General features: G+C 72.3%; 25 protein-coding genes and 2 tRNA genes. 6 read left to right on the top strand and 21 right to left on the bottom strand.

Translation table 11 applies throughout. The features are described 5' to 3' along the window. The 13 genes from secD to pgsA form a co-directional block, all read right to left on the bottom strand. The gene (gene secD, locus IE237_RS25305; protein ID WP_189804412.1) at positions 1–1,749 is read right to left on the bottom strand and encodes a protein translocase subunit SecD; all 1,749 of its coding nucleotides are present in this window, start codon (positions 1,747–1,749) and stop codon (positions 1–3) included. A gap of 144 nt (positions 1,750–1,893) precedes the next feature. After that, positions 1,894–2,373 carry a preprotein translocase subunit YajC gene (gene yajC / locus IE237_RS25310; protein ID WP_189804413.1) on the bottom strand — a complete coding sequence of 160 codons (480 nt, stop codon included), beginning with the start codon at positions 2,371–2,373 and terminating at the stop codon, positions 1,894–1,896. Between the two features lie 165 nt (positions 2,374–2,538). Then, the gene (ruvB, locus tag IE237_RS25315; RefSeq protein WP_189804414.1) at positions 2,539–3,630 is read right to left on the bottom strand and encodes a Holliday junction branch migration DNA helicase RuvB; all 1,092 of its coding nucleotides are present in this window, start codon (positions 3,628–3,630) and stop codon (positions 2,539–2,541) included. 29 nt (positions 3,631–3,659) lie between these two features. Next, positions 3,660–4,292, bottom strand: coding sequence for a Holliday junction branch migration protein RuvA (gene ruvA / locus IE237_RS25320; RefSeq protein ID WP_189804415.1), 633 nt, complete (start codon positions 4,290–4,292; stop codon positions 3,660–3,662). After that, positions 4,289–4,840, bottom strand: coding sequence for a crossover junction endodeoxyribonuclease RuvC (gene ruvC / locus IE237_RS25325; protein WP_189804416.1), 552 nt, complete (start codon positions 4,838–4,840; stop codon positions 4,289–4,291). Before ruvC ends, ruvA begins: the two co-directional genes overlap by 4 nt. 122 nt (positions 4,841–4,962) lie before the next feature. Beyond that, positions 4,963–5,715 carry a YebC/PmpR family DNA-binding transcriptional regulator gene (locus IE237_RS25330; protein WP_189804417.1) on the bottom strand — a complete coding sequence of 251 codons (753 nt, stop codon included), beginning with the start codon at positions 5,713–5,715 and terminating at the stop codon, positions 4,963–4,965. Positions 5,716–5,778: 63 nt separating this feature from the next. Continuing rightward, positions 5,779–6,366: a pyridoxal 5'-phosphate synthase glutaminase subunit PdxT gene (gene pdxT / locus IE237_RS25335; RefSeq protein ID WP_189804418.1), complete on the bottom strand. Its 588-nt coding sequence runs from the start codon at positions 6,364–6,366 to the stop codon at positions 5,779–5,781. 6 nt (positions 6,367–6,372) lie between these two features. After that, on the bottom strand, positions 6,373–7,287 hold the full coding sequence (gene pdxS, locus IE237_RS25340) for a pyridoxal 5'-phosphate synthase lyase subunit PdxS (RefSeq protein ID WP_189804419.1): 915 nt from the start codon (positions 7,285–7,287) through the stop codon (positions 6,373–6,375). A gap of 114 nt (positions 7,288–7,401) precedes the next feature. Next, entirely contained in the window at positions 7,402–7,944 is a 543-nt protein-coding gene (locus IE237_RS25345; RefSeq protein WP_189804420.1) for a hypothetical protein, read from the bottom strand. An 11-nt stretch (positions 7,945–7,955) separates the two neighbouring features. Further along, entirely contained in the window at positions 7,956–8,591 is a 636-nt protein-coding gene (locus IE237_RS25350; protein ID WP_189804421.1) for an N-acyl homoserine lactonase family protein, read from the bottom strand. Between the two features lie 296 nt (positions 8,592–8,887). Next, positions 8,888–10,042 (bottom strand): glycosyltransferase family 4 protein, encoded by a 1,155-nt coding sequence (locus IE237_RS25355; RefSeq protein ID WP_189804422.1) that lies wholly within the window; start codon positions 10,040–10,042, stop codon positions 8,888–8,890. Continuing rightward, positions 10,039–10,944, bottom strand: a complete 906-nt coding sequence (locus tag IE237_RS25360; RefSeq protein WP_370468270.1) for a phosphatidylinositol mannoside acyltransferase — start codon at positions 10,942–10,944, stop codon at positions 10,039–10,041. Before IE237_RS25360 ends, IE237_RS25355 begins: the two co-directional genes overlap by 4 nt. 5 nt (positions 10,945–10,949) lie before the next feature. Beyond that, positions 10,950–11,612: a phosphatidylinositol phosphate synthase gene (gene pgsA, locus IE237_RS25365; protein WP_189804424.1), complete on the bottom strand. Its 663-nt coding sequence runs from the start codon at positions 11,610–11,612 to the stop codon at positions 10,950–10,952. Positions 11,613–11,893: 281 nt separating this feature from the next. Between pgsA and IE237_RS25370 the strand changes: the two genes are divergently transcribed. Continuing rightward, positions 11,894–14,110 (top strand): elongation factor G-like protein EF-G2, encoded by a 2,217-nt coding sequence (locus IE237_RS25370; RefSeq protein ID WP_189804425.1) that lies wholly within the window; start codon positions 11,894–11,896, stop codon positions 14,108–14,110. 176 nt (positions 14,111–14,286) lie between these two features. Next, the gene (locus IE237_RS25375; RefSeq protein ID WP_189804426.1) at positions 14,287–15,942 is read left to right on the top strand and encodes an AbeC-like domain-containing protein; all 1,656 of its coding nucleotides are present in this window, start codon (positions 14,287–14,289) and stop codon (positions 15,940–15,942) included. Between the two features lie 27 nt (positions 15,943–15,969). Here IE237_RS25375 and IE237_RS25380 read toward each other — a convergent pair whose 3' ends face one another. Continuing rightward, positions 15,970–16,533 carry an HIT family protein gene (locus IE237_RS25380; RefSeq protein WP_189804427.1) on the bottom strand — a complete coding sequence of 188 codons (564 nt, stop codon included), beginning with the start codon at positions 16,531–16,533 and terminating at the stop codon, positions 15,970–15,972. 65 nt (positions 16,534–16,598) lie between these two features. Here IE237_RS25380 and IE237_RS25385 point away from each other — a divergent pair, with 65 nt between their 5' ends. Then, positions 16,599–17,255, top strand: a complete 657-nt coding sequence (locus IE237_RS25385) for a potassium channel family protein (RefSeq protein WP_189804428.1) — start codon at positions 16,599–16,601, stop codon at positions 17,253–17,255. Positions 17,256–17,322: 67 nt separating this feature from the next. Here IE237_RS25385 and thrS read toward each other — a convergent pair whose 3' ends face one another. The 3 genes from thrS to IE237_RS25400 all read right to left on the bottom strand — a co-directional run bounded on the left by thrS (position 17,323) and on the right by IE237_RS25400 (position 21,383). Next, positions 17,323–19,299 carry a threonine--tRNA ligase gene (gene thrS / locus IE237_RS25390; RefSeq protein ID WP_189804429.1) on the bottom strand — a complete coding sequence of 659 codons (1,977 nt, stop codon included), beginning with the start codon at positions 19,297–19,299 and terminating at the stop codon, positions 17,323–17,325. A 195-nt stretch (positions 19,300–19,494) separates the two neighbouring features. Next, entirely contained in the window at positions 19,495–20,808 is a 1,314-nt protein-coding gene (locus tag IE237_RS25395; RefSeq protein ID WP_189804430.1) for a serine/threonine-protein kinase, read from the bottom strand. Further along, positions 20,808–21,383, bottom strand: coding sequence for a DUF4365 domain-containing protein (locus IE237_RS25400; protein WP_189804431.1), 576 nt, complete (start codon positions 21,381–21,383; stop codon positions 20,808–20,810). The genes IE237_RS25395 and IE237_RS25400 overlap by 1 nt, the downstream gene beginning before the upstream one ends. Positions 21,384–21,504: 121 nt before the next feature. On the opposite strand from IE237_RS25400, the gene IE237_RS25405 reads away from it, so the two are divergent. After that, positions 21,505–22,233, top strand: coding sequence for a 3'-5' exonuclease (locus IE237_RS25405; protein ID WP_189804432.1), 729 nt, complete (start codon positions 21,505–21,507; stop codon positions 22,231–22,233). A gap of 69 nt (positions 22,234–22,302) precedes the next feature. On the opposite strand, the gene IE237_RS25410 is transcribed toward IE237_RS25405, so the two are convergent. Both IE237_RS25410 and IE237_RS25415 read right to left on the bottom strand, forming a co-directional pair. Continuing rightward, positions 22,303–22,374, bottom strand: a tRNA-Val gene (locus IE237_RS25410). Positions 22,375–22,413: 39 nt separating this feature from the next. Beyond that, positions 22,414–22,860 (bottom strand): SRPBCC family protein, encoded by a 447-nt coding sequence (locus tag IE237_RS25415; RefSeq protein WP_189804433.1) that lies wholly within the window; start codon positions 22,858–22,860, stop codon positions 22,414–22,416. Positions 22,861–22,943: 83 nt separating this feature from the next. Between IE237_RS25415 and IE237_RS25420 the strand changes: the two genes are divergently transcribed. Further along, positions 22,944–25,616: an SCO7613 C-terminal domain-containing membrane protein gene (locus tag IE237_RS25420; protein ID WP_189804434.1), complete on the top strand. Its 2,673-nt coding sequence runs from the start codon at positions 22,944–22,946 to the stop codon at positions 25,614–25,616. A gap of 50 nt (positions 25,617–25,666) precedes the next feature. Here IE237_RS25420 and IE237_RS25425 read toward each other — a convergent pair. After that, positions 25,667–25,741: transfer RNA gene (locus tag IE237_RS25425), tRNA-Val, on the bottom strand. A 54-nt stretch (positions 25,742–25,795) separates the two neighbouring features. Beyond that, complete coding sequence (locus tag IE237_RS25430; protein WP_189804435.1) at positions 25,796–26,218, bottom strand: TIGR02611 family protein; 423 nt, start codon at positions 26,216–26,218, stop codon at positions 25,796–25,798. Positions 26,219–26,408: 190 nt separating this feature from the next. On the opposite strand from IE237_RS25430, the gene IE237_RS25435 reads away from it, so the two are divergent. Continuing rightward, positions 26,409–26,822: an SsgA family sporulation/cell division regulator gene (locus tag IE237_RS25435; protein ID WP_015032345.1), complete on the top strand. Its 414-nt coding sequence runs from the start codon at positions 26,409–26,411 to the stop codon at positions 26,820–26,822. The last annotated feature ends 154 nt before the right edge of the window (positions 26,823–26,976 follow it).

The raw sequence follows: 26,976 nt of genomic DNA on the forward strand, positions 1-26,976 counted from the left end.
TCACGCCTCCTTCGCGTCGACGGGGGCGTGGGCACGGCGGGTGCGGCGCAGCGGCGGCTGGGCGCCGAGACGCTTCGGGTCCAGGCCGGACCAGGCGTGGCCGTTTCCGAAGAACTTGGTCCGCGCGAGGAGCGTCATGACCGGCTTGGTGAAGAGGAACACCACCACGATGTCGAGCAGGGTGGTCAGGCCGAGCGTGAACGCGAAGCCCTTGACCTTGCCGACGGTGACGATGAAGAGCACGGCCGCGGCCAGGAACGACACGAAGTCGGAGACCAGGATGGTGCGGCGGGCACGCGGCCAGGCGCGCTCGACGGCCGGGCGGAGCGTGCGGCCCTCACGGAGCTCGTCACGGATGCGTTCGAAGTAGACGATGAACGAGTCCGCGGTGATACCGATGGCGACGATGGCTCCACAGACGGCCGGCAGGTTCAGCGCGAAGCCGATGGCCGGGCCGAGCAGGGCCATGAGCACATAGGTGAGGAGCGCCGAGACCGCGAGGCTGAGGATGGCGATCAGCGACAGGCCGCGGTAGTAGACGACCAGGTAGATGATGACGAGACCGAGGCCGATGGCACCGGCGATGAGGCCGGCCTCCAGCTGGTCCCCGCCGAGCGCGGCGGTGACGGTGTCGACGCTCTGGGTCTGGAACGAGAGCGGCAGGGCGCCGTAGGACAGGATGTTCCCGAGGTCCTGGGCGGACTGCTGGTTGAAGCTGCCGGAGATCTGGGCGCTGGCGCTCAGCGTGGTCTGGACGCGGGGCGCGGAGACGACCTCGCCGTCCAGGACGATCGCGAACTGGTTCTGCGGCTCGGTCTGCTGCGACAGCTTGCTGGTGATCGACTGGAACTTCTTCGAGCCGCCGTCCGTGAACTCCATGTCCACGATCCACTGGCCGGTCCGCTGGTCCAGGCCGGCCTTGGCGTTGTCGACGTCCTTGCCGTCGACCTCGGCCGGGCCGAGGAGGTACTTCTCCCACTGGCCGATCGCGTTCTTGCCGCAGGCCACCGTGGGCTCGGACGCCTTGACGCCCTGCCCGGCGGCGGTGCGCTGCTTGGGGTCGAGGCAGTTCAGCGCGGTGAACTTCTTCTCCAGCGCCGCGGTGGCGGCGTCGGGCGTCGGAGTCGCCTGCGGGGTCCCGGTGGCCTTCGGCTTCGCCGAGGAGGTCGCGGTGGGCGTCGGGCTCGGGGCCTTGAGGGCCTCGGTGAGCGCACGGCCCTGCGTGGAGGCGGTGGCCGTCGGGGTGGCCGACTTCTCACCGACCGTCGCGCCGGAGGAGGCCGAGGAGGACGGCTTCGGCGAGGCAGAGGAACTGGCGCTCGGCGCCGGCGCGGGCGCACCGCTCGTCACGGCGAGAACGGGCCGGAAGTAGAGCTGGGCGGTGGTGCCGACCTGCTCGCGGGCCTGCTTCTCGTTCGTCCCGCGAGGGATGTTGACGATGATGTTCTCGGCGCCCTGCGTCTGAACCTCGGCCTCGGAGACACCCAGACCGTTGACACGGCGCTCGATGATGCCGACCGCCGTGTTCATGTTGGTCTCGTTGACCGCCGACTCCTGGCCGGGCTCGGCCTTCGCCTTGAGCGTGATCGACGTACCGCCGGCGAGGTCGATGCCGAGGCGCGGGGTCGTGTGACCCGACCAGAACATCCCGCCGGTGAGCGCGACCATGGCGATCAGGATGAGTGCCAGGGCGCGGCCCGGACGGCTCTGTCCCCCCGCCGGCCTTCGGCCCTTCTTCGGTGCTGCCACCTGTCGTATCTCCCTGTCCAACCGCCTCACGCCGGGTATGCGTGAGACGGCCACGAAGTGTGTGTGGGGACCTGCCCCCGCAGACGTGGAACCGTTCCGGGGCGCGCGCACGCCGGTGGGCGTGCGCGCGGTCCCCGGCCGCGACTACTTCGCGTCGGTCTCGCCGTCGGCCTTGCCGTCCTTCTGACCCTCGGCACCGGTCTCGGCCGCGTCCGACTTCTTCGTCAGGTCGGCCTTCGGCGCGTCCTCGACGGTCTCGGCGTCCTTGTCCGTGGCCTCGGCGGCCTCGGTCAGCGAGGAGGCGTCGTCCGGGACGACGGTGTCGGCGTCCGACTCCTCGTCGTCGCCGTGGACGATCCGGTTGTACTCGGAGTCCTCGAGGACCGCGCCGATCGCGTTCTTGGCGTAGACGGCGTGCACGCCGGGCGCGACCTCGAGGAGGACGGTCTCGTCGCCGATCTCCTTGACGGTGGCGTACATCCCCCCGATCGTCCGTACGCCGGTGCCGGGCTGCATCTCGTTGCGCATCTGCGCCGCCGCCTGCTGCTTCTTCTTGGCAGAGCGGGTCATCAGGAACATGGCCCCGATGAGGACGATGAAGGGGAGGAGGGTCACGATGCTCACGGGACGGGTTTCCTTCGCACGGTCGCGGAGAACCCGCGGCCTGATCTTCGGGGGTGGGCGCGCCGACCAGAAAGGGCGGCATCGGCGGAGTCTAGGCGAGTCCGCATCGATGGAACAACGTCCAGCATCGCACCCTGGTTCCGGTCCGGGCGAGTGTCCGCACCGTCACGCCCCGAAGAGCCCCTGTTGTCCCATTCCCGTGCCGTACCCTGCGCTCCCCGGGCCCGCTGCCTGCGGCGGAACGAGTCCGAGGTGCGTCCATGCCGCCGGAGTGGCGACCCGACCACGGGGCGTGCGGGCCAGCAGACCTTCGCGTACGAGGAAGGGCTCGGCGACCTCCTCGACGGTCTCCCGCTCCTCCCCCACGGCGACCGCGAGGGTCGACAGACCGACCGGTCCGCCGCCGAAGAGCTTGAGCAGGGCCTCCAGGACCGCGCGGTCGAGGCGGTCGAGGCCGCGGCTGTCGACCTCGTACACGCTGAGGGCCGCCTCGGAGACCTCCCGGGTGATCACTCCGTCGGCCCTGACCTGGGCGTAGTCGCGGACGCGGCGCAGCAGGCGGTTGGCGATGCGGGGCGTGCCGCGGGAGCGGCCGGCGATCTCGGCGGCGCCGGCGGGGTCGATCTCGACGTCGAGGAGTCCGGCGGAGCGGTGGATCACGCGCTGGAGCTCGGCCGGGTCGTAGAACTCCATGTGCGCGGTGAAGCCGAAGCGGTCGCGCAGCGGGGGCGGCAGGAGTCCGGCCCGGGTGGTCGCGCCGACCAGGGTGAAGGGCGGGAGCTCCAGGGGGATGGCGGTGGCGCCGGGACCCTTGCCGACGATGACGTCGACGCGGAAGTCCTCCATCGCCATGTAGAGCATCTCCTCGGCGGGCCGGGACATGCGGTGGATCTCGTCGAGGAAGAGGATCTCTCCTTCCTGGAGGGAGGAGAGGATCGCGGCGAGGTCGCCGGCGTGCTGGATGGCGGGGCCCGAGGTGATGCGGATCGGCGCGTTCATCTCGGCGGCGATGATCATCGAGAGGGTGGTCTTGCCGAGGCCGGGGGCGCCGGAGAGCAGGACGTGGTCGGCGGTGGCACCGCGCTGCCGGGCGGCCCTGAGGACCAGGTCGAGCTGCTGGCGGACCTTCTCCTGGCCGACGAACTCGCTGAGGTCCTTGGGGCGCAGAGCCGCCTCGACGGCCTGGTCGTCGCCCTCGGCGGAGGCGCCGACGATGCGCGCGTCCGGCTCGGCGGTGCTGTCGTCGTCCCAGTTCACGGTGATGGTCTTCCTCTTCGTACGGGAGGTCAGCGGGCCCGGTTCAGGGTCTGCAGGGCGGCGCGGAGCAGCTGCGGCACGGGCGCGGTGCCGGTCTCGGCGAGGGCGGCCTCGGCCTGCGGAGTGACGGCGCCGACGGCCTCCTCGGCCTCGCGGCTCGCGTAGCCGAGGCCGATCAGGGCGGCGGACAACTGCTCGGTCCAGGGCGCGGGTCCCGCGGCCGCGGCGCGCTGGGCGCCGACCAGGCCGCTGCTGCCGAGCGGGGCGCCGAGCTTGTCCTTCAGTTCGAGGAGGAGCTTCTGGGCGCCCTTCTTGCCGATGCCGGGGACGGCGGTGAGGGCCTTCTCGTCGCCGGTGGACACGGCGAGGCGCAGCGCGTCGGGGCTGTGCACCCCGAGCATCGCCTGGGCGAGACGGGGGCCGACGCCGCTGGCGGTCTGGAGGAGCTCGAAGACCTGCCGCTCGTCGTCGTCGGCGAAGCCGTACAGGGTGAGGGAGTCCTCGCGGACGACGAGGGAGGTGGCGAGCCGGGCGTGCTCACCGAGGCGCAGGCCGGCGATGGTGTTCGGGGTGCACTGGACGGCCATGCCCACTCCCCCGACCTCGACGACGGCGGTCGTGGGGGCGAGGGCGGCGACCGGGCCGCTCACGAAGGCGATCATCGGGTTCGGCCTTTCAGCGCGGTGACGGGCCGGGCAGCGGCGTGCTGGGCGACGGCCTGTTGCAGACGGTTCTGGGCGGGGGCCCGCCAGATGTGGCAGATGGCGAGGGCGAGGGCGTCGGCGGCGTCGGCCGGCTTGGGCGGGGCGGAGAGCCGGAGGAGCCGGGTCACCATGGCACCGACCTGGGCCTTGTCGGCGCGGCCGCTGCCGGTGACGGCGGCCTTGACCTCGCTGGGGGTGTGCAGGGCGACGGGGATGCCGCGCCGGGAGGCACAGAGCATGGCGACCGCGCTGGCCTGGGCCGTGCCCATCACCGTGCGCACGTTGTGCTGGCTGAACACCCGCTCCACGGCGACGAGTTCGGGCGAGAAGCGGTCCAGCCACTCCTCTATGCCCCGCTCGATGCCGACGAGGCGGACGCCGATGTCGGCGTCCGCGGCCGTGCGGACCACGCCGACGCCGAGCATGGTCAGGGGCCGGCCGGCGACGCCCTCGACGACACCGACGCCGCACCGGGTCAGTCCGGGGTCCACCCCGAGTACACGCACGCCGCCCCCTCCCTGATCACCAGCTGATCGCAAGTCTGTTTGTGCAGGCTATCGGCTGCCACTGACAACGCAGCGGGCCGACGGGGTGTGTCCCGTCGGCCCGCTGCTCGGAAGGTCCGCGATCAGGCGTCGACCTTCTCCATGACCTCGTCGCTGACGTCGAAGTTGGCGAAGACGTTCTGCACGTCGTCGCTGTCCTCCAGGGCGTCGATCAGCTTGAACATCTTGCGCGCGCCCTCCTCGTCGAGCTCGACCTGCATGGTCGGGACGAAGCTGGACTCGGCCGAGTCGTAGTCGATGCCGGCCTCCTGGAGGGCGGTACGGACCGCGACCAGGTCGGTGGCCTCGCTGATGATCTCGAAGGACTCGCCGAGGTCGTTGACCTCCTCGGCGCCGGCCTCGAGCACCGACTCCAGGACGTCGTCCTCGGACAGCTCGCCCTTGGGGAGCACGACGACGCCCTTGCGGTTGAACAGGTACGAGACCGAGCCCGGGTCGGCCATGGAGCCGCCGTTGCGGGTCATGGCGACGCGCACGTCGGAGGCGGCACGGTTGCGGTTGTCGGTGAGGCACTCGATGAGCACCGCGACACCGTTCGGGCCGTAACCCTCGTACATGATCGTGGCGTAGTCGACGCCGCCGGCCTCGAGGCCGCCGCCGCGCTTGACCGCGGAGTCGATGTTCTTGTTCGGGACCGAGCTCTTCTTCGCCTTCTGGATGGCGTCGTAGAGCGTCGGGTTGCCCTCCGGATCGGCGCCGCCGGTCCGGGCCGCGACCTCGATGTTCTTGATCAGCTTCGCGAAGAGCTTGCCGCGCTTGGCGTCGATCACGGCCTTCTTGTGCTTCGTCGTAGCCCATTTAGAGTGGCCGGACATCTGCCTGTCTCCTTCGCGTAACCAACTTCTTGAACGAACCCCAGAGATCCTACCGGGATCGTGTCACCGTTCCGCGCGCACCATGTCGACGAACAGCTCGTGGATGCGGTGATCGCCGGTGAGCTCGGGGTGGAAGGAGGTCGCCAGGGCGTTGCCCTGACGGACGGCGACGATGTGGCCCCCGTGCTCGGCCAGGACCTCGACCTGGGCGCCGACCGACTCGACCCAAGGGGCGCGGATGAAGACGCCCTCCACGGGGGAGTCGATGCCCGCCACGGTCACGCCGGCCTCGAAGGACTCGTTCTGCCGCCCGAAGGCGTTGCGGCGGACGATCATGTCGATGCCGCCGAAGGTCTCCTGGCCCGAGCGCGGGTCGAGGATCTTGTCGGCGAGCATGATCAGGCCGGCGCAGGTGCCGTACACGGGCATGCCGCCCGCGATCCGCTCACGGAGCGGCTCCATCAGGCCGAAGAGGACGGCCAGCTTGGAGATGGTGGTGGACTCGCCACCGGGGATGACCAGGCCGTCGATCTCGGCGAGCTCCTCGGGACGCCGGACCGGCCTGGCCACGGCGTCCGCCGCGGCCAGGGCGATCAGGTGCTCCCGTACGTCGCCCTGGAGGGCCAGGACACCGATTACGGGCGTGCTCATGGGTGCTTACCAGCCCCGGTTCGCGTAGCGCTCGGACTCGGGGAGGGTGTCGCAGTTGATGCCGACCATGGCCTCGCCCAGGTTGCGGGAGGCGTCCGCGATGACCTTCGGGTCGTCGTAGAAGGTGGTGGCCTTCACGATGGCGGCGGCGCGCTTGGCCGGGTCGCCCGACTTGAAGATGCCGGAGCCGACGAAGACGCCCTCGGCGCCGAGCTGGCGCATCAGCGCGGCGTCGGCGGGGGTGGCGACACCACCGGCGGAGAACAGCACGACCGGCAGCTTGCCGAGCTCGGCGACCTCCTTGACGAGCTCGTACGGGGCGCGCAGCTCCTTGGCGGCGGCGAACAGCTCGTTGTTGTCGAAGCCGCGCAGCTTGGCGATCTCGTTCTTGATCTGGCGCAGGTGGCGGACGGCCTCGACGACGTTGCCGGTGCCGGCCTCGCCCTTGGAGCGGATCATGGCCGCGCCCTCGGCGATGCGGCGCAGGGCCTCGCCCAGGTTGGTGGCACCACAGACGAAGGGGGTCGTGAAGGCCCACTTGTCGGAGTGGTTGACCTCGTCGGCCGGGGTCAGGACCTCGGACTCGTCGATGTAGTCGACGCCGAGGGACTGCAGGACCTGGGCCTCGACGAAGTGGCCGATGCGGGACTTGGCCATGACCGGGATGGAGACCGCGCCGATGATCTCTTCGATCATGTTCGGGTCGGACATGCGGGCGACGCCGCCGTCCTTGCGGATGTCCGCGGGGACCCGCTCCAGGGCCATGACGGCCACGGCGCCGGCGTCCTCGGCGATCTTCGCCTGCTCGGCGTTGACCACGTCCATGATCACGCCGCCCTTGAGCTGCTCGGCCATGCCGCGCTTGACGCGCGCGGTGCCGGTCTCGGGGGACTGGAAGGTGGTGGAAGGCGTGGTGGACACGGATACCTCACTCGTGACAACGGGGGTTGACGACAAGACGAGGAAACAGTCCACCTGGGGTCCACATCAAGGGCCAATGTGGACCCGGTGGATCGTTTTCCCAGGTTACGAGGGTCAGGCCGGACGATCAGCAAGGGCCACAGGCGGTTCGTCGTCCATTTCGAAGGCCAGCGGGAAGGGCGCGTGGCCCGCGAGCCGGAACCAGCGGACCTTGCGGTGGCGGCGCAGGGCGCGGGCGGCCCGTACGGCGTCGTTGTGGAAGCGGCGGGCCATCGGCACCCGGCGGACGGCCGCGGCCAGCTCTCCGGCGGCCTCCTCGCCACCGGGCGCCTCCCGGACGAGCTCCACCTGCTCGGGCTCGCCGAAGACGGCCCGCAGCGCCTGGCTCAGCTCGCTCTCGGCGACCTCCCGGTGGTCCTCCTCGGCCTGGCGGGCCGCGTGCGCGGCCTCGTACAGGACGATCGAGGCGGCCGGATCGAGGATGCCGGAGGTGGCGAGCTCCTGGGTGACCGAGGCCCGGCGCAGGAGCTGTGCGTCCAGGGCGGCGCGGGCGGCGTCGATGCGCGAGTGCAGGCGGTCGAGCCGCCCGGCGGTCCAGCTCAGATAGACGCCGATGAGGATCAGCGCGACGACGGTCCAGATCAGGGTTTCGGTCACGGGCGCACAGGCTACCGGGACGGCGGCAGCACCCCTTCCCAAAGGTCACGGTCATGGGCGAACAGGACACGCGCGGGACGGCCGCCGGCGAGCTCGCCGAGCCGGTCGAGCCAGGGGAGGTACGGGCTCCCGAACTCGTGGGCGAAGTCGTACGCCTGACCCGCGAGGACCGTGATCCGGTCGCCGTGGTCGAGGACGAGCGACTGGTGGCCCTCGGTGTGACCGGGCGTCGGCACGATCCGCACGCCCGGCGCGATCTCGTGCTCGCCGTCGAGCTCCTCGTACCGGACTCCGGGGAGGAGCGAGTCGATGGTGTACCCGCCGGCGCGGGCGCGGGCGAGCTCGGTGCGCTGGACGAGGACGGGCGTGGCGGGGAAGAGCTGGTTGCCGCCGATGTGGTCGAAGTGCAGGTGGCAGTTGACGACGAGGTCGACGTCGTCCGGGCCGACGGGCAGCGGGTGCCGGACGGGCCGGTAGTGCGCGTCCGTCTCGGGGGACCCGGTCCCCAGCCCGGTGTCGAAGAGCAGACGCACGCCCGCGTGGCGCACGAGATACCCGAGAACCGGCTCCACGCGGGCGTGGGGGCCGCACCATTCTTCGGCGGGGCGGGTGATGTGCCCGAGGTCCAGACAGGTGATCGCATCCATCCGGTCACCCTGCCCCGGACCTTCCGTTGTGGGCATGCGTTCCGCCCGGGGCGGAACGGGTGGGCACAACGGAACGGCGCCCTTGCCGGCGCCCGAGGCTCCCGCGCCTGGACCCGCACCTCTGGTGCAGTGCACGGGTGGTGCGGGTCCAGGCGCGGAACGCGGAGGCGCCGCTGAGGGCGCCGTCCCGTGTGCCCACCCGTCCCGCCCTGGGGGCACCTCCCGGACGAAGTCTGGGGGAGGGACGATTGCCCACACGGGGGGGGGGCGGGCCCGCACGGGCGTAGGGCCCCCGGCTACAGGCCCAGGCGGGCCCTCAGGCCGCCGACTCGTTCGTCCGTGTCCACCGCCGCCGCCCCGTCCGTGACCGTCTCGTACACGGCCAGGATGTCCGCACCCACCGTCGTCCAGTCGAAGCGCCGCACATGGGCCGAGCCGCGCGCGCTCAGCTCCGCGCGCCGCGGCGCGTCCCCGAGGAGGGCGATCGCCGCGTCGGCGAGCGCGTCGGCGTCCTCGTTGGCGAAGAGCTCGCCCGCCGCTCCCTGGTCGAGGACCTGGGCGAAGGCGTCCAGGTCGGAGGCGAGGACCGGCGCACCCGCCGAGAGCGCCTCGACGAGGATGATGCCGAAGCTCTCGCCGCCGGTGTTGGGCGCCACGTACACGTCGACGCTGCGCAGCAGCCGTGCCTTGTCCTCGTCGCTCACCATGCCGAGGAACTCCACCCGGGAGCGCATCTCGGCGGGCAGCGAGGCCACCGCCTCCTCCTCGTCACCGCGCCCGGCGACGAGGAGCCGTGCCCCGGGCCGCTCGGTGAGGATCTTCGGGAGCGCCCGCATGAGGACGGGCAGGCCCTTGCGCGGCTCGTCGATGCGGCCGATGAAGCCGAGGGTCTCGCCCTGCCACTCCTTCTTCGGCTCGGCGCGGGCGAAGAAGTCCACGTCGACACCGTTGGGGATGACGACCGCGTCGCCGCCGAGGTGCTCGACGAGCGTGCGCCGGGCGTACTCGCTGACCGCGATGCGGGCGCTGATCTTCTCCAGGGCGGGCTGGAGGATCGGATACGCGGCGATCATGGCCCGCGAGCGCGGGTTGGAGGTGTGGAAGGTGGCCACGATCGGCCCCTGCGCCGCCCAGCAGGTGAGCAGCCCCAGCGAGGGCGAGGTCGGCTCGTGGATGTGGACGACGTCGAAGGTGCCGTCGTGCAGCCAGCGGCGCACGCGCGCGGCGGAGAGGAAGCCGAAGCTGAGCCGGGCCACCGAGCCGTTGTACGACACGGGCACGGCACGGCCCGCGGAGACCACGTACGGCGGCAGCGGGGTGTCGTCGTCGGCGGGGGCGAGGACGGAGACCTCGTGGCCGAGCCGGATGAGGTGCTCGGCGAGATCGCGGATGTGGAACTGGACGCCGCCCGGCACGTCCCAGGAGTACGGGCAGACGATCCCGATCTTCACGCGCCCGGTCCCTCCCGCTCTTCCAGGTCCGCCAGCCACAGTCGTTGCAGCATGTGCCAGTCCTCCGGGTGGTCCGCGATGCCGGCGGCGAACGCGTCGGCGAGCGCCTGTGTCATGAGGGACGTCTTCTCGGCCCGCGTACCTGACTCGGGTACGTCGACGGGCGGGTGGATCCGCCCCTTCATGACCGGCGTGTCGTCGTACCAGAGCGTCACCGGCAGCAGCAGCGCGCCCGTCTGCTGGGCGAGGATCGCCGGGCCCGCCGGCATCCGCGCGGTGTCCCCGAAGAACGTGACCTCGGTGCCGGAGGCCGACAGGTCGCGGTCGGCGACGAGGCAGATCAGGCCGCCGGCCCGCAGCCGCCGTGCGAGAGTGCCGAAGGCGGAGCCGCCGGTGTGCGGCAGGACCTCCATGCCGAGGGACTCGCGGTAGGCGACGAACCGGTCGTAGAGCGACTCCGGTCTGAGGCGCTCGGCGACCGTCGTGAAGGGCACGCCGAGCGAGCGGGTCACCCACACGCCGGCGAGGTCCCAGTTGGCCAGGTGGGGCAGGGCGAGGATGACGCCGCGCCCGGCGGCGAGGCCGTCCTCCAGGTGGTGGCGGCCCTTGATGTCGATGGACCGCTCGACCCGCTCCTTGCTCCAGGTCGGCAGCCGGAAGGACTCCATCCAGTACCGCATGTACGAGCGCATGCCGGCCTGCGAGAGCTCGGCGAGCCGCTCGGGCGTGGCGTCCGGGACCACGCGTGCGAGGTTGGACTCGAGGCGCAGGACGCTCTTGCCGCGCCGCTTCCACGCGAAGTCGGCGATCCGCCGGCCGATGCCCGTCGCCACCGGCTCGGGCAGCTTCTTCACGGTCGCCCAGCCGGCGCCGTACAGCCCGTCGCTCAGGCGCTCCTTCAGGGTGCTCACGAGGCGGCCCCGCCGCCCCCGGCCGTGGCGGCGTCCGCCTCGGCCGCCTCCCGGCGCACGGTCACGACGCGCTGGCCCAGGGTCACGGCGCTGCCGACGGCCACGATCCACAGGGCGATCGGGAGGAGGACCTCGACCCCGGGCACCCCGAAGGTGTGGAGTCCGGCGAGACCGGCGGCGACCAGCGAGATCACCAGGCGCTCGGCGCGCTCGACCAGGCCGTTCACGGCGACGGGCAGGCCGATCGATTCACCTCGTGCCTTGGTGTACGAGACGACCTGGCCGCTCGCCAGGCAGAAGATCGCCACGGCGCACAGGATGTTGTCGTCGCCCTTGCCGGCGTACCAGAGCGCGAAGCCGCCGAAGATCGCGCCGTCGGCGACCCGGTCGAGCGTCGAGTCGAGGAAGGCTCCCCATCGGCTGGAGATCCCCGCCTGCCGGGCCATGTTGCCGTCGACGAGGTCGGAGAAGACGAACAGGGTGATGACGATGGTGCCCCAGAAGAATTCTCCACGGGGGAAGAAGACCAGCGCACCGGCCATCACCCCCGCCGTGCCGATGAGCGTGACAGCGTCGGGGCTGACGCCCCGGCGGAGCAGAAACGCGGCGAACGGTGTGAGGACACGCGTGAAAAAGGCACGCGCGTACTTGTTCAGCATGGCCTTCCCGAGGTTCGGTGGGCCGCGCGGCCCCTACGACCACCGGCTCACCCATCGTAGCCACGAGCGTCCCGGCGCACCGGAGGGCACCCGCCCCGCCGCGTCCGCGTCCCGCCGACAGCCCCTTGGGGGTCTCTGCCGTGTACGACGTATGGACGCTTCCTGGCGTCGGTGCAAAGCTCGAAGGACCACCGCGGGCACCGCAGGAGCCGTACCGCGACACACCTCTCCCCCGCGCCCGCGTCCCGCCGCATCGTGCGAGCAGTCGGGAGGAACACATCATGGGTGACAAGGCGAAGACGCCCGCCGGAGCCGCCGGCAGGGCTCCTACGGCCGACCGGCCCTCGGCCGTGCGGAACGTGGTGCTGGTCGGCCACAGCGGATCGGGCAAGACGACCCTCGTCGAGGCCCTCGCGCAGACCGCCGGAGCGGTCAACCGGGCCGGGCGGGTCGAGGACGGCGGCACCGTCTCCGACTACGACGAGATCGAGCACCGCCGGCAGCGGTCCGTACAGCTGTCCCTCGTCCCGGTCGGCTGGGACGGATACAAGATCAACCTCCTCGACACCCCCGGGTACGCCGACTTCGTCGGGGAGCTGAGGGCCGGTCTGCGCGCGGCGGACGCGGCCCTCTTCGTCGTCTCGGCCGCCCAGGAGGCCGACGCCGTCGCCGCCTCCACCCGCATGATCTGGGAGGAGTGCGCCGCCGTCGGGATGCCCCGCGCCATCGTCGTCACCCACCTCGACACCGCCCGCACCGACTTCACCGAGCTCACCGCCGTCTGCGCCGGGCTCTTCGGCCGCGACGACCCCGACGCCGTCCTCCCCCTGTATCTGCCGGTGCGCGGCGCCGAGGGCGCCGACGGCCACGCGCCCGCCACCGGTCTGGTCGGCCTGCTCTCGGAACGGATCTTTGACTACTCCTCGGGCGTGCGCCGGGAGAACCCGCCCGACGAGGCGCAGCGGGAGCTGATCGCGGAGGCCCGTGCCCGGCTCATCGAGGGGATCATCGCCGAGAGCGAGGACGAGACCCTCATGGACCGCTATCTCGGCGGCGAGGAGATCGACGTGAAGACCCTCGTCGACGACCTGGAGAAGGCCGTCGCCCGGGGTTCCTTCCATCCGGTGCTCGCGGCCGCCCCCGCCGCCGACGGCGGGACGCAGGGCCTCGGCACCCTGGAACTCCTGGAGCTGATCACCGGCGGTTTCCCCTCCCCCCTGGAGCACGAGCCGCCCGCCGTCACCACCCCCGACGGCCGCTCCCGGCCCCCGATCACCTGCGACCCCGAGGGCCCGCTGGTCGCCGAGGTCGTGAAGACGGCCGCCGACCCCTATGTGGGCCGGATCTCCCTGGTCCGGGTCTTCTCCGGCACCCTGCGCCCCGACGAGACCGTGCACGTCTCCGGCCACGGCCTCGCCGACCGGTCCCACAACGGCCACGAACTCCACGAGGCGGACGAGCGGATCGGCGGGCTCACCTCTCCCTTCGGCCGGCAGCAGCGCCCGCTCGCGGAGTGCATCGCCGGGGACCTCGCCTGCGTCGCCCGGCTGGGCCGGGCGGAGACCGGTGACACCGTCTCCGCCAAGGACGATCCGCTCCTGATGGAGCCGTGGACCATGCCGGAGCCGCTGCTGCCGCTGGCCGTCCAGGCCCATGGCAAGGCCGACGAGGACCGGCTCTCGCAGGGCCTCGCGCGGCTCGTCGCGGAGGACCCGGCCCTGCGGCTCGAACAGAACCAGGACACCCGGCAGGTGGTGCTGTGGTGCCTGGGCGAGGCGCATCAGGACGTCGCCCTGGAGCGGCTGCGCGGCCGGTACGGCGTGCAGGTCGACGCCGTGCCGTACAAGGTGGCGCTGCGCGAGACCTTCGGCGGAGCCTCCTCGGGCCGGGGCCGGCACGTCAAGCAGTCCGGCGGCCACGGCCAGTACGCCATCTGCGAGATCGACGTGGAGCCGCTGCCTCCGGGCAGCGGCATCGAGTTCGTCGACAAGGTGGTCGGCGGGTCCGTCCCGCGCCAGTTCGTCCCGTCGGTCGAGAAGGGGGTACGGGCGCAGGCCGCGCGCGGGCTCGCCACCGGCCATCCGCTCGTCGACATCCGGGTCACCCTGCGGGACGGCAAGGCCCACTCGGTGGACTCCTCCGACGCCGCCTTCCAGACCGCCGGGGCGCTCGCGCTGCGCGAGGCGGCGGCCGACGTGCCCGTCCACCTCCTGGAGCCGGTCGCCCAGGTCGAGGTCCTCGTCCCCGACGAGTACGTGGGCCCGGTCATGAGCGATCTGTCGGGACGGCGCGGCCGGGTCGTCGGCACCGACCAGGCGGGCCCGGGACGGACCGTGGTCAGGGCCGAGGTGCCGGAGATCGAGATCGGGCGGTACGCGATCGACCTGCGCTCGATCTCGCACGGCACCGGCCGGTTCGACCGCACGTACGCCCGGCACGAGCCGATGCCGCCGCACCTGGCGGAGAAGATCCGCGAACAGGCCGAAAACGGCTCCTAGTTGACGGAGCGACAGGGGTCCACGTCCGCCCGACGCCTGCCGGGCGGACGTCATTCGGCCGTCACCATCCACAGGCCGTGACGCATCCGGCCGTACCCGGTTACGCTGTGGTGCCCAGCTCAGAAGGTGTGCGGGGCGCGGCAGTTGGGAACAGCCCGCACAGGGACTCGCGCGCGATGGGGGCGGCAGTGGCGATCGACGGTTTTGGACCCGGGGCGCAGATTCCCCTGCAGAACACGGGCGGCGGCACGGGCGCGACGAACGCGCTCGCCTCCGCCGCGTACCGGGACAGCCCGCTCAAGACGATCCAGGAAGCCGACAACGACCTCTACAAGACCACGGTCAAGGAGGGGAAGTGGGGGCTCTTCAGCCCCGACCTCGGTGAGGCCTTCTCCCGCGCGGTCCAGGTCCGCATGCTCGGCGGCGCCCGCAAGGCCCTGATCCAGTCCTTCGGGGCCGAGCCGCAGCCGGTCGTCGAGCACTGCCTGGCCGCCACCCACCTGCGGCGGCAGCGTGACATCAAGCTGACCCTGGTCACCTTCTTCTGCGGTGTCCTCTTCCTGCCCGGCCTGCTGCTGTGGCTCGGCGTCATCCAGCTCCGCCGCCTCGTGGCCGGCTCCGAGAACAAGCGCAACAGCGCCGTCGGCACCGCCCTCCTCTGGGCCGCCGGGATCTTCGCGGCGCTCGTGCTGCTCAAGCTCCCCTTCGACGGGATCCTGCCGAACTACCTGCGCGCGATGGTCGTGGCCCCGGTCGTCGGCTGGTTCCTCGCGAGCCGGATCTGCCTGAACGCCGCCGTCGACCTGCGCGAGCGCTGGACCGGTCTGCTCGGCGGCGGCGGGGTCGGCCCGCACGTCCCCAAGTCCGTCCCCCAGGACCCGGGCGAGAAGTCGGCTGAGGCGCTCCGGGTCAACCTGGAGAAGCTCTCCGCGGAGCAGCAGTCCAACATCGTCTTCTACGCGGGCACCAAGGGGATCCTCGGCCTGGGCACCCGCTGGGGCAGCTGGACGCTCGCGGAGGAGCTGGTCCCCCAGCCCGGCAAGGAGCTCCACGCCTTCCGGGCCTGGGACGTCGTCCGCCGGATCCACGACGAGCTGGCGCTCCTGGAGCGCGGCTCCCTGAAGACCGGCTTCCCCAAGCCGACGGTCAAGCACTGGATCGTCTCCCCGGTCGGTGAGGGAGCCGACGAGGTCACCCGCCCGTCGGGCGACAACATCGTCCACTACCAGGTCAAGCCGCACGAGATACAGCGCATCTGCAACGACCAGCAGTTCGGCGCGGGCAACCGTCACTACCTCGGCGTGCAGTTCACGCTCTGGGACGGGAATCTCGTCCTGACCATGATGGTCACCGTCACCTCGCTCCACCACACGCTCCGGATCGAGGTCACCGGTCACGCGCTCGGCCCGGTCCACGGTCTCTTCACCACGAAGCCGAAGGCGAAGACCAAGGAGGTCTCGAAGACCGTCCGCTTCTGGGAGACGAAGGAGATCCAGCAGCCGCTGCTGACGACCAACGACATCGTCCGGCTGGCGGTGCGCGCGCCGCTCACCTGGTATCCGCCGGTCCTGGAGTTCCTCGGCGGCAAGATGTCGCTGCCCGAGCCGTTCGGTCTGCGGCACGTCTGGGCCGGGCCGCTCTGGAAGAACCGCTTCATGGCCGACGACGCGATCCGCATGGCCACGCCCGTCCTCCGGGCCGTCCACGCCGCGACGCTCAAGGTGCTCGACGAGCACAACGTGGAGACGGAGCGCTTCACCAACCGCTCGCTGGTCCTCGGCGGCGGCATCCAGGACCCGGGTCCGAAGAAGGCCGACGTCTACGACGCCTGACCCGGGTCCGCCGCGGCGTTCAGGGGTTCAGAGGGTGGCCGGCCAGGCGTCGGCCAGCATCTTCCGGGTGTCGGCGAGCAGCTGGGGCAGCACCTTGGTGTGTCCCACGACCGGCATGAAGTTCGTGTCGCCGCCCCAGCGGGGCACCACGTGCTGGTGCAGGTGGGCGGCGATGCCGGCGCCCGCGACGGCACCCTGGTTCATGCCGATGTTGAAGCCGTGCGCGCCGGACGCCGCCCGGAGCGCGACCATGGCGCGCTTGGTGAAGTCGGCGAGCTCGGCGGTCTCGGCCTCGTCGAGGTCGGTGTAGTCGGCGACGTGACGGTACGGGACGACCATGAGGTGACCGCCGTTGTACGGGTAGAGGTTGAGCACCGCGTAGACGCTCCGGCCCCGGGCGATCACCAGACCGTCCTCGTCCGACTTCGACGGAATCGCACAGAACGGACAGCCGTCCTCGGCCCCCGGCCCGGTCGGCTTGTTCTCGCCCTGGATGTACGCCATCCGGTGAGGCGTCCACAGGCGCTGGAACGCGTCCTGCGTCCCCACTCCGATCTGCTGTTCCGGCTCAGTCGTCATGCTGAGCAGCATATTGCGTCGCCCGTTCGGAACGTGTCGCCGGGGCGGAAGATCCCTGCAGGGGCCATGCTGATCGGATGAAGGACAGGCCGCCCATTCCTCCGAGGCAGGAGCGCTGGGACCGTCGTATGGAGATCCCGCTGACGGTGACCTCCCTCGTCTTCCTCGGCAGCTACGCGATGCGGGTCCTCGGCCGCGACCTGCCTGCAGGCTGGCGCGACTTCTGCCTCGCCCTCCTGTTCTCCTCCTGGGCCGTGTTCGTCGTCGACTACGCGGTACGCCTCAAGCTCAGCGGTCTCGGCCCGCTGCGCTTCGTGCGCCACCACTTCCTGGACACGGTGGTGCTGATCCTGCCGCTGCTGCGGCCGCTGCGCGTAGTGACCGCGTACGACCGGGCCCAGCGCCGGAATCAGGAGCCCCGGCTCACTCTCTACGCCCGCGTCATGGCGTACGCGGGGCTCTCCGCGACGCTGCTCGGCTTCGCCGGCGCGCTCACCGTCTACGACGTCGAGTACGGCGCGCCGGGCGCGTCCATCGTCACCTTCGGCGACGCGGTGTGGTGGGCCTGTGCGACGCTGGCGACCGTGGGCTACGGGGACGTGGTGCCCGTGACGCCGATGGGCCGACTGGTCGCGGTGGGCATCATGGCCTGCGGCCTGGCCCTGCTCGGCGCGGTGACAGGCTCGTTCTCGTCCTGGCTGATCCAGGTCTTCCGCCGGGAGGGCGAGGGCTGACTGGACCGACGTACGGGGAGGCCCCCGGGGCGATCCCCGGGGGCCTCCCGACCGCGATACGCGTGCGTCAGACCTGGACGCGGTCCTCGACGACCTTGGCGAGCTTGGCGATCGCCTCGTCGACGGGGATGCCGTTCTCCTGCGAGCCGTCGCGGTAGCGGAAGGAGACGGCGCCGGCGGCCATGTCCTCGTCACCCGCGATGATCATGAACGGGACCTTCTGCTTCTGCGCGTTCCGGATCTTCTTCTGCATCCGGTCCGAGGAGGAGTCGACGTCCACCCGCAGGCCCTGCTTCTTCGCCTTGGCGGCGAACTCGTGCAGGTAGTCGACGTGCGCGTCACCGATCGGGATGCCGGTCGCCTGGACCGGGGCCAGCCACGGCGGCATCGCGCCCGCGTAGTGCTCCAGGAGCACGGCGAAGAAGCGCTCGATCGAGCCGAAGAGCGCACGGTGGATCATGACCGGGCGCTGCTTGGTGCCGTCCGGGGCGGTGTACTCCAGGTCGAAGCGCTCCGGCAGGTTGAAGTCGAGCTGGACGGTCGACATCTGCCAGGTACGGCCGATGGCGTCCCGCGCCTGCACCGAGATCTTCGGGCCGTAGAACGCGGCGCCGCCCGGGTCGGGGGTCAGCGGCAGGCCCTGCTTCTCGGCGACCTGCTGGAGGACCGCGGTGGCCTCCTCCCAGACCTCGTCCGAGCCGACGAACTTCTCCGGGTCCTTGGTCGACAGCTCCAGGTAGAAGTCGTTCAGACCGTAGTCGCGGAGCAGGTTCAGGACGAAGGTGAGGGTCTTGTCGAGCTCCTCCGCCATCTGCTCACGGGTGCAGTAGATGTGCGCGTCGTCCTGGGTGAAGCCGCGGGCCCGGGTCAGGCCGTGGACGACGCCCGACTTCTCGTACCGGTACACGGTGCCGAACTCGAACAGGCGCAGCGGCAGCTCACGGTAGGAGCGCCCGCGCGCGTCGAAGATCAGGTTGTGCATCGGGCAGTTCATGGGCTTGAGGTAGTAGTCCACGCCCTCGTCGAGCTGCATGGGGGGGTACATGCCCTCGGCGTACCAGTCCAGGTGGCCGGACTTCTCGAACAGCTTGCCCTTGGTGGCGTGCGGCGAGTAGACGAACTCGTAGCCCTCCTCCTCGTGGCGCTTGCGCGAGTAGTCCTCCATGACCCGGCGGATGATGCCGCCCTTGGGGTGGAAGACGGCGAGGCCGGAGCCGATCTCGTCCGGGACGGAGAACAGGTCGAGCTCGTTGCCCAGCTTGCGGTGGTCGCGCTTCTCGGCCTCGGCCAGGAAGTCGAGGTGCGCCTTCAGCTCGTCCTTCGACGGCCAGGCGGTGCCGTAGATGCGCTGGAGCATCGGGTTCTTCTCGCTGCCCCGCCAGTAGGCGGCCGCGTTGCGCATCAGCTTGAACGCGGGGATGTTCCGGGTGGTCGGCAGGTGCGGACCACGGCAGAGGTCCTTCCAGCACAGCTCGCCGGTCTTGGCGTCGAGGTTGTCGTAGATGGTCAGCTCGGCGCCGCCCACCTCGACGTTCGCACCGTCGTCGGTCGACGCGGAGCCCTTGATGCCGATGAGCTCCAGCTTGTACGGCTCGTCCGCCAGCTCCTCGCGGGCGGCCTCGTCGGTCACCACGCGGCGGGCGAAGCGCTGGCCGCGCTTCTGGATCTCCTGCATCTTCTTCTCGATGACCTTGAGGTCCTCGGGGGTGAAGGGCTTCTCGACGTCGAAGTCGTAGTAGAAGCCGTCCCGGACCGGCGGGCCGATGCCCAGCTTGGCCTCGGGGAAGAGCTCCTGCACGGCCTGGGCCATGACGTGCGCGGTCGAGTGGCGCAGGATGTCGAGACCGTCCGGGGAGGAGATCTCGACGCCCTCGACGACATCGCCGTCGGCGAGCTCGTACGACAGGTCCTTCAGCTCGCCGCCCACGCGGGCGGCGATGACGGTGCGGTCGTCGGCGAACAGGGCGCCGGCGGTGGTGCCCGCGCTCACCGCCCTCTCCTCTGCTTCCGAGGCGGACTGGACGGTCACACGGACTTCAGACACGGGTACTCCGTACATAGGGGCGCAAGCAGACACGAGGTGCCGGCGCCGGCGACGCGCGGCAGAGACGAGGTGCCGCGTCGTCACCGATCTTACCGAGCGGTTCGCACCGCCCGCGAAACGGTTTCCCGGCCGGCACCGCTCCCGGCCCGGCCCCCGCCCGCGGCTCCCCGCCCGGCCCTCACTCCCCTCCGGCCCTCACTCCCCCTCCGGCCCGCACGCCTCCTCGAAGAAGTCGAGGTTCTCGTGCAGGGCCTTGAGGAGCCGGTCCCGCTCCGTCTCGTCGACCTGGACGGGAACGACCCCGGAGGCGTCCGTGAGGCGCCGGAAGCCGCCGCGGCTCTCCAGACGGCCCACGACCCGGATCGGAAGGCCGACGAGGTGGGCGTGGCCGGCCGTGCGGTACGCCTCCTCGTCGAGGGCGACCCGGACGTGCGGGACCTCCGCGCCGGCCAGCACCCGGAGCCGCACGATGCCCTCGCCGCGCGGCCCCGAGCGGCGCATGCGGACCACGGCACCGGTGAGCCGGACCGGGACGGAGGGCTCGTCGGTGAGATAGCGGGCGCTCGCCTCCCGCAGCGCGGGCAGGTCGCCGGGCGAGAACTCGACCGGTTCGGGCCGGGCCGCGCACCCCTCGGGCGCGCCGGCGGCCGGGGCCCACTCCAGGGCGATGCGGGCGCCCTCGGTGCCCCGGACGAGGGCGACGAGCGCCTCGGTCAGCTCACGGCTGACGCCCGCCTCGACGGCGGTGTCGAAGGCCTCCATGCCACCGGTGGCCCGCTGGTAGTCGGTGGCCTCGCGGGCCGCGTGGAGCGCGTGGTAGAGCCGGACGGCGATCGGCCGGCCGGGCTCGACCGGCAGGAAGGCGGTGAGGCCGCGCCCGCCGGGCGCCGCGCCGACGACGACGGTCTCCAGCGAGGACTGGGCGGCGCGCCGGTGGCGGGCGCCGTAGTAGCCGGCCCGGCCGCGCACGGCGAGGGCCCCGGCGAGGAGGAGCTGGCGGGCGGCGGACCTGAGCTGCTCCTGCACGGTCCAGGGGACGGTGCCGGCCGGGCCCGGGGGCACGTCCCGCCACCAGCGGATCTCGTCGCTGGGCACGGAGAGGCCGGTGAGGACCTCGCGGGCGGAGGGTGTGGCGCTGTGGGCGAGGGCGGTGAGCGCCTCGCCGAGCAGGTCCTCGCAGTCCGGGAAGGCGCGGCTCTCCGGGACGAGGAGGCTCGTGCCGGAGCCGCTGCCGGGCGGGGTCCAGCGGCTGTAGCGGCCGACGGCGCCGCCGCGCCGGCGCCAGCCGTGGCGGGCCAGCAGGGCGCCGAGGACCCTCGGGTCGACCCTGCCCGGGTCGGGTGCGCCCTGGGTGTCGGCCCAGGGCCCGATGGGCGGGGCGGGGACGCCGGTCCAGGGCCCGGGGGTCTCGCCGGGTGCCGGATGGGGCCGGTAGGGCGGGGGGACGGGGCCGTGCCCGGCCCCGTCCCCCTCGTGCCCGAACCCGGACTCGTCGATCGGTCGGTGCATCAAGGTCTCCCTCCCACGCCGACCCGGGTCATGATCTCGCAGAGCGCCCGGTCGTCGAAGATCCGCGCCGTCGGGATGCGCACGGTGGTCCGGCGCCGTCCCGTGACCGGGTGTCCGGCCAGATTGATCCAGTAGCAGCAGTGCCGCAGGTCGAGCCGGTCGTGGCTCGCTCGCAGCCAGTCCTCCGGTGACCTCGGGACGAGCATCACGACCAGGATCTTGTGCACGGACACCGGCGTCCGGGCGAGTTTCACCAGATGGTCGTTGTCGAGGGTGAACGAGAACGCCGCGGACGTGCTCCCCGGCACGCGCGGCGGCAGCTGGTAGGTGCACTTGAGCTGCACCTTGATGGTCACTTCGTCGTCGACGGTGTGCCCGGGAGCGCTGTGGCTCACGTGCCAGTCGATGCCGTTGTCCGGAAAGGGCTGGGACAGCGAGCAGCCGGCCGCGGCGGCGACGGCGTGCAGGTATCCCACCTGAAGGGTCTCCATGCAGGCGGTGGTGGCGAGTGAGCCGCGCGTCGGTGCCACCCGCTGGGGCGGCAGCCCTCCCGACTCGGGCTGGGCGAGCGCCATGTCGTCTTCCTTCCCCGTCCCTTGTGTTGTGACCGGTCCGCGTACGACGCAAACAGTCCGGGTATCACCGTTTCGGGGCAGGGGGTTGGCCATCTGCCGCACGTGTGCAGGGAGTTCGGGGATGTCGATGCACTGGTACGAAGGGCCCCTGGCCGCTTTCGACACGGAGACCACAGGAGTTGACGTCGAGGAGGACCGGATCGTCTCGGCCGCCCTCGTCGTCCAGGACACGGAGGGCGCGCGTCCGCGGGTGACGCGCTGGCTGGTCAATCCCGGCATACCCGTGCCGGAGGGGGCCACGGCCGTCCACGGCCTGACGGACGATCACCTCCAGCGGAACGGCCGGTGGCCGTCCCCCGTGATGGAGGAGCTGGCGCGCGCGCTGGCCGAGCAGTCGGCGGCGGGGCGCCCGCTGGTGGTGATGAACGCCCCGTTCGACCTGACGATCCTGGACCGCGAGCTCAGGCGGCACCGGGCGTCGACCCTGGGCGACTACACGGCGGGCAGCCCCCTGTGCGTGCTCGACCCGAGGGTCCTGGACAAGCACCTGGACCGCTACCGGAAGGGCCGCAGGACGCTGACGGACCTGTGCGCGCACTACGAGGTGGAGCTCGCGGGCGCGCACGACGCGGCGGCGGACGCGACCGCGGCGATGGATGTCGTACGGGCGGTGGCGCGGCGCTTCTCGTCCCGTCTCGAACGGCTGACTCCGGCGGAGCTCCACACGCTCCAGGCGGTGTGGCACGCGGCTCAGGCGCGGGGGCTCCAGGCCTGGTTCACCCGGCAGGGGACGCCGGAGACGGTGGACCCGGCGTGGCCGCTGCGGCCGGAGCTGCGTACGGCGGCGTGACACCCCGCCGTACGGGCCCGTCACATGACAGAGGCCGGTCCGTCTTTCGACGGACCGGCCTCTACCCGGTGGGCGATACTGGGATCGAACCAGTGACCCCTTCGGTGTGAACGAAGTGCTCTCCCGCTGAGCTAATCGCCCGGGAACGGGTTGAACCATACAGGCCTTCGCGCCTCCGGTTCAAACCGCGCGCAGGTGGGCCGCGAGTCCGCGCCGTCCGCCGCGCATCATCAGGGCGTGGTTGGCGCGGAAGAGGGGCCGTCCGGGGACGGCCAGGGCCCGCAGGAGCCGGGCGCGGACCTCGACCTCCTGCTCGTAGAGGGCGTGGGTGCCGTTCCCTTCCGGGGTGAGGGTCCAGCGGGCCCAGCCCTCCAGGTCCCCGCCGAGGCCGACCTCCAGCACGCGGGCGGCCGGGTCGCGGCGCAGGGCCCGGGCGGTGACGAGGAGGTCGTACGGCAGGACGGACCGGAAACGGGCGGTGCCGGTGGTCTCGTCGAGGGGGACGACCTCGCGGACCTGGGGCCACCAGCGGGGGTACTCCTCGGCACGTTCGAGGACCGCGTAGACGGCATCGGGCGGGGCGGCGAGCCGCCAGACGCAGCGGAAGCGGTACCGGCACCAGTCCATGCCTCCAGTGTGGGCGTACTCAGGCGGGAATCTGAGTACCGGGACGCATTCCGGCCGGCTGTGGCCGGGGCCACACTCCGGTTATGGACAACTCCTTGCCTCCCGCGGACGAGCTGGTGCTCGTCGACCGCGAGCTGGCACAACTCGACACGCGCCGGTCCCAGTTGCTGGCCCGCCGCGCCTGGCTGATCCAGGTGCTGTACCCGCCGGTCGCGGCGGCGGCCCCGCTCCGGCCGCGTCCGCCGGTCGCGGACTCGACGCCCCGGAGCGCGCAGAACGTGCTCCTGACGCTCGGCGGCACCCTGCTGACGATCGCGGCGGTCGCCTTCACCCTGGTGAGCTGGGGCTCGATGGGGATCGGCGCCCGTGCGACGGTGCTGGCCGTGGTGACCGGCGCGGCGCTCGCGGCGCCGGTGGCGCTGCTGCGCAAGGGCCTGGTGTCGACGGCCGAGGCGGTGGCGGCGCTCGGTCTCGTCCTGATGGTGCTCGACGCGTACGCGCTGCACCGGGTGGCGCTGTCGGAGACGGACGGCCTGGGGTACACGGCGGTGGCCTCGGCGGTCCTCGCGGCCGCGTGGACCGCGTACGGCTCGGCGCTGTCCCGGCTGCGGATCCCGCTGCCGGTGGCCGTGGCCGCGGCGCAGCTGTCGCTGCCGCTGGGTGTGCTCGCGGCGGGCGGCGGGTCGACGGCCTTCGCCTGGGCGGCGCTCCTCACGGCGACGGCGGACGCGGCGGTCGTCCTGTGGACCCGGCCGGTGGCGGTCCGGATCACGGCGGGCACGGCGGCGACCGCACTGGGCGGCTGGGCGCTGCTGACGGGCGGCTGGCTCTCGCTGGTCTCCCCGTGGAGCGGCGCTCCGCTCCTCCTGGCGGGAGCGGCGGTGACCCTCTACGGGGCGTGGCGCGTCCCCGCCTTCGCGGCGGCGGCTTCGGCGGTCGCGGGCCTGGCGGCCCTCACGGCGGTCGGCGGCCTCCTGCGCTCGGCGCTCCCCGCCGACTGGGCGGTGCCGGGGTATGTCCTGTGCGCGCTGGCCCTGGCCTCCGTGTGGCGCCTCGGCGGCGGGGCGGCGGCCGGGGACGGCGTGCCCGGCCCGGGCGGAAACGCTTCAGCGGCGGCCGGCGGCGCCGCGTCGCACGGTGCCGGATCGGACCCGGCGGTCCCGGCCGGTGCGGGTGTCCGTCCGCCGCGCGGGATCCGGCTCGGCCTCGCCGGCGCGGGCGCCGGTGTCGCGGCGCTCGGGCTCGTGTGGGCGCTGCCGCCGGTGGCGGCGGGGCTCCTCGGGCCGGTGGCCCGGACGACGGACGTCTGGTCGGGCGAGCACGCCGCGCGTGCGCTGACCTCCTTCCCGGCGACGGCGGTGCTGGTCCTGGCGGTGGCCCTCGCGGCTCTCGCGACCCTGCCCCGGCTCTGGGCCCGGTGCGGCGCCCTCGCCCTGGCCTGGGCCCTGCTGACGGCCCTGCCGGTGTCCTTCGAGCTCCCGTACGCGGCGACGCTCGCCCTCCAGCTGGTCACGACGGCGGCCGCGCTGTGGATCGCGGTCCGTCCGGGCCCGCTGACGCGAGGTCTGCGCGCGGTCACCGCTCCGGCCGGACACCCCGGCGCGCCCGGTACGGACACGCCGGACCCGCACGCCGCTCCCCGGGAAGCGGGCTCCACCACGCCGGAGGCCCCGGCCGCCGCGTCCGCGCCGGCGGCCGCCGGTCCCGCCGCCCCGCCGGTCCCCGGTCCCGGGACGCCCTGGGCCGCCTGGGCGCCCTCCCGGCCCCGGGCGCAGGCCCCGGCCGTGGAGCCCGCTACCGCCCTCGGGTGGACCGCGTACGTCGGCGGCCTCGCCTCCGCCGTGAGCGCGGTCGCCCTGGCCCTGGACGTCCGGGGCGCCACCTTCGCCGCGCTCGGCGTGGTCCTCGCCCTCCTCGCGGGGGTCGCGGTGCTCGGCACGGACGCGCGCCGGGTGGTCTCCGCCTGCGGGGCGGTGCTCGCGGCCACGGGGCTCGTGTTCGCGGTGGCGGCCGCCGGCGACTTCGAGGACCACTGGACGGCGCTCGCGCTGCTGCTCGTCCCGGCGGCGACCGCCGGCCTCGGCTCCAGGGCTCCGCGCCCGGTGGCCCTCGCGGTCGAGATCACGGGCGGGGCCGTGGGCGTGCTCGCCCTCGGGATCGCCGCGTCCCGGCCCGCCTTCCTCGCGCTCGCCCTCGCCCTGAGCGGGGTGATCGCGGCGGCGACGGCGGTCCGGCCGGAGCGCCGGCGGTTCGCCTCGTGGACGGCGGCGGTGCTGTTCCTGCTGGCCACCTGGGTGCGGCTCGCGGTCTGGGACGTGACGACCCCGGAGGCGTACACGCTCCCGGTGACGGTGCCGGCGCTGGCCGTCGGCTTCCTGCGGCGGCGCCGGGACCCTGAGGCCTCGTCCTGGACGGCGTACGGCCCCGGTCTCGCGGTGACGCTGCTGCCGAGCCTGCTCGCGGCCTGGACGGACCCGGAGTGGGCGCGCCCGCTGGCCCTGGGGGTCGCGGCCCTCGTGGTGACGCTGCTCGGCGCCCGCTTCCGGCTCCAGGCGCTCCTGGTGCTCGGCGGCGCGGTGCTCGCCCTGGACGGGCTGCACGAGCTGGCGCCGTACGTGGTGCAGGCGGTGGGCGCGCTGCCGCGCTGGCTGCCGCCGGCCCTGGCGGGGCTGCTGCTGCTCGCGGTGGGTGCCACGTACGAGCAGCGGCTGCGGGACGCGCGGAGGCTGCGGGAGCGGCTGGCGCGGATGCGATGAGACGCCGAAGGCCCGGAGACGGTGTTCCGTCTCCGGGCCTTCGATCCGGGTGGTGGGCGATACTGGGTTCGAACCAGTGACCCCTTCGGTGTGAACGAAGTGCTCTCCCACTGAGCTAATCGCCCGGGCGCACCGCAAACATTACCCCATGTCAGCGGGGCTCCCGAACCATCCGAAGGTCACTCGTCGATCTTCCACGGCATGACGAGGCCGAACTTCCAGAGGTAGACGCCGAGCAGCGCGGCGATGATCACCAGACCGACGGTGGTGAGGATGATGTTCCGGCGGCGGACCTTGGGATCGAGGGCGCGCTGGGCGGCCTCCGTGACCTTGCGCTTGGTCCAGCGGAGCACGAGCTGGGCCCAGACGAACTCGGTCGCCCAGATCGCCATGCCGCCGAAGATGACCAGCCAGCCGGGCCCGGGGAGCGGCAGCATCACCACTCCGGCGCCGACCACGGCGAGTCCCACGATGAAGACGCCGACCTGCCAGCTCAGATGCAGGCCTCGCCGGGACTTGATGAACTCCGGTGCGCGGGATCCCAGTTCGGCTTCCTTGCCGCCTGCGGACTCCCCGGTGCGCTCGTCACTCTCCGCATTCATGCTCCCCAACCTACCGGACGGGGAGCCCCCACCGGAATGGCGGTATTACCGCAGGTCACACGCCCCCATCCGAGCTACCTGAACGATCACAAAACCGACAGAGGGGTTTACAACGGCACCGGAGGTGGCATGTCGATTTCGCCGACGTGCGAATCCCCGAGCGCACACTGAGCGAAAGGCCCTGGCGCTTATGAACACCACGGTCAGCTGCGAGCTGCACCTGCGCCTCGTTGTGTCGAGCGAGTCCTCACTGCCTGTACCCGCGGGCCTGCGGTATGACACGGCCGATCCGTATGCCGTGCACGCCACCTTCCACACCGGAGCCGAAGAGACGGTCGAGTGGGTCTTCGCCCGCGACCTTCTCGCCGAGGGGCTGCACCGGCCCACCGGCACGGGCGACGTCCGCGTCTGGCCGTCCCGTAGTCACGGTCAGGGAGTCGTCTGCATCGCGTTGAGCTCCCCCGAGGGAGAAGCCCTGCTCGAGGCCCCGGCGAGGGCCCTGGAGTCGTTCCTGAAGAGGACCGACGCCGCTGTGCCACCGGGCACCGAGCACCGGCACTTCGATCTCGATACGGAGCTCTCCCACATCCTGGCCGACAGCTGAGCCAGGCCGAGAGCCGCACGGCGCCGTCCGACTCGGGGAGACGGCGCCGCTCGGTCAGTCACATAGGCACGAGATCCGGCGCTCCCACCGCGCAGCCGGCGCGGTGGAGGGCGCCGGTGTCGTTTTCCGGGGCGCGCTAAAGTCAGCGCCATTC

The sequence above is a fragment of the Streptomyces tanashiensis genome (assembly GCF_014648895.1).
Classification (GTDB): Bacteria; Actinomycetota; Actinomycetes; order Streptomycetales; family Streptomycetaceae; genus Streptomyces; species Streptomyces tanashiensis.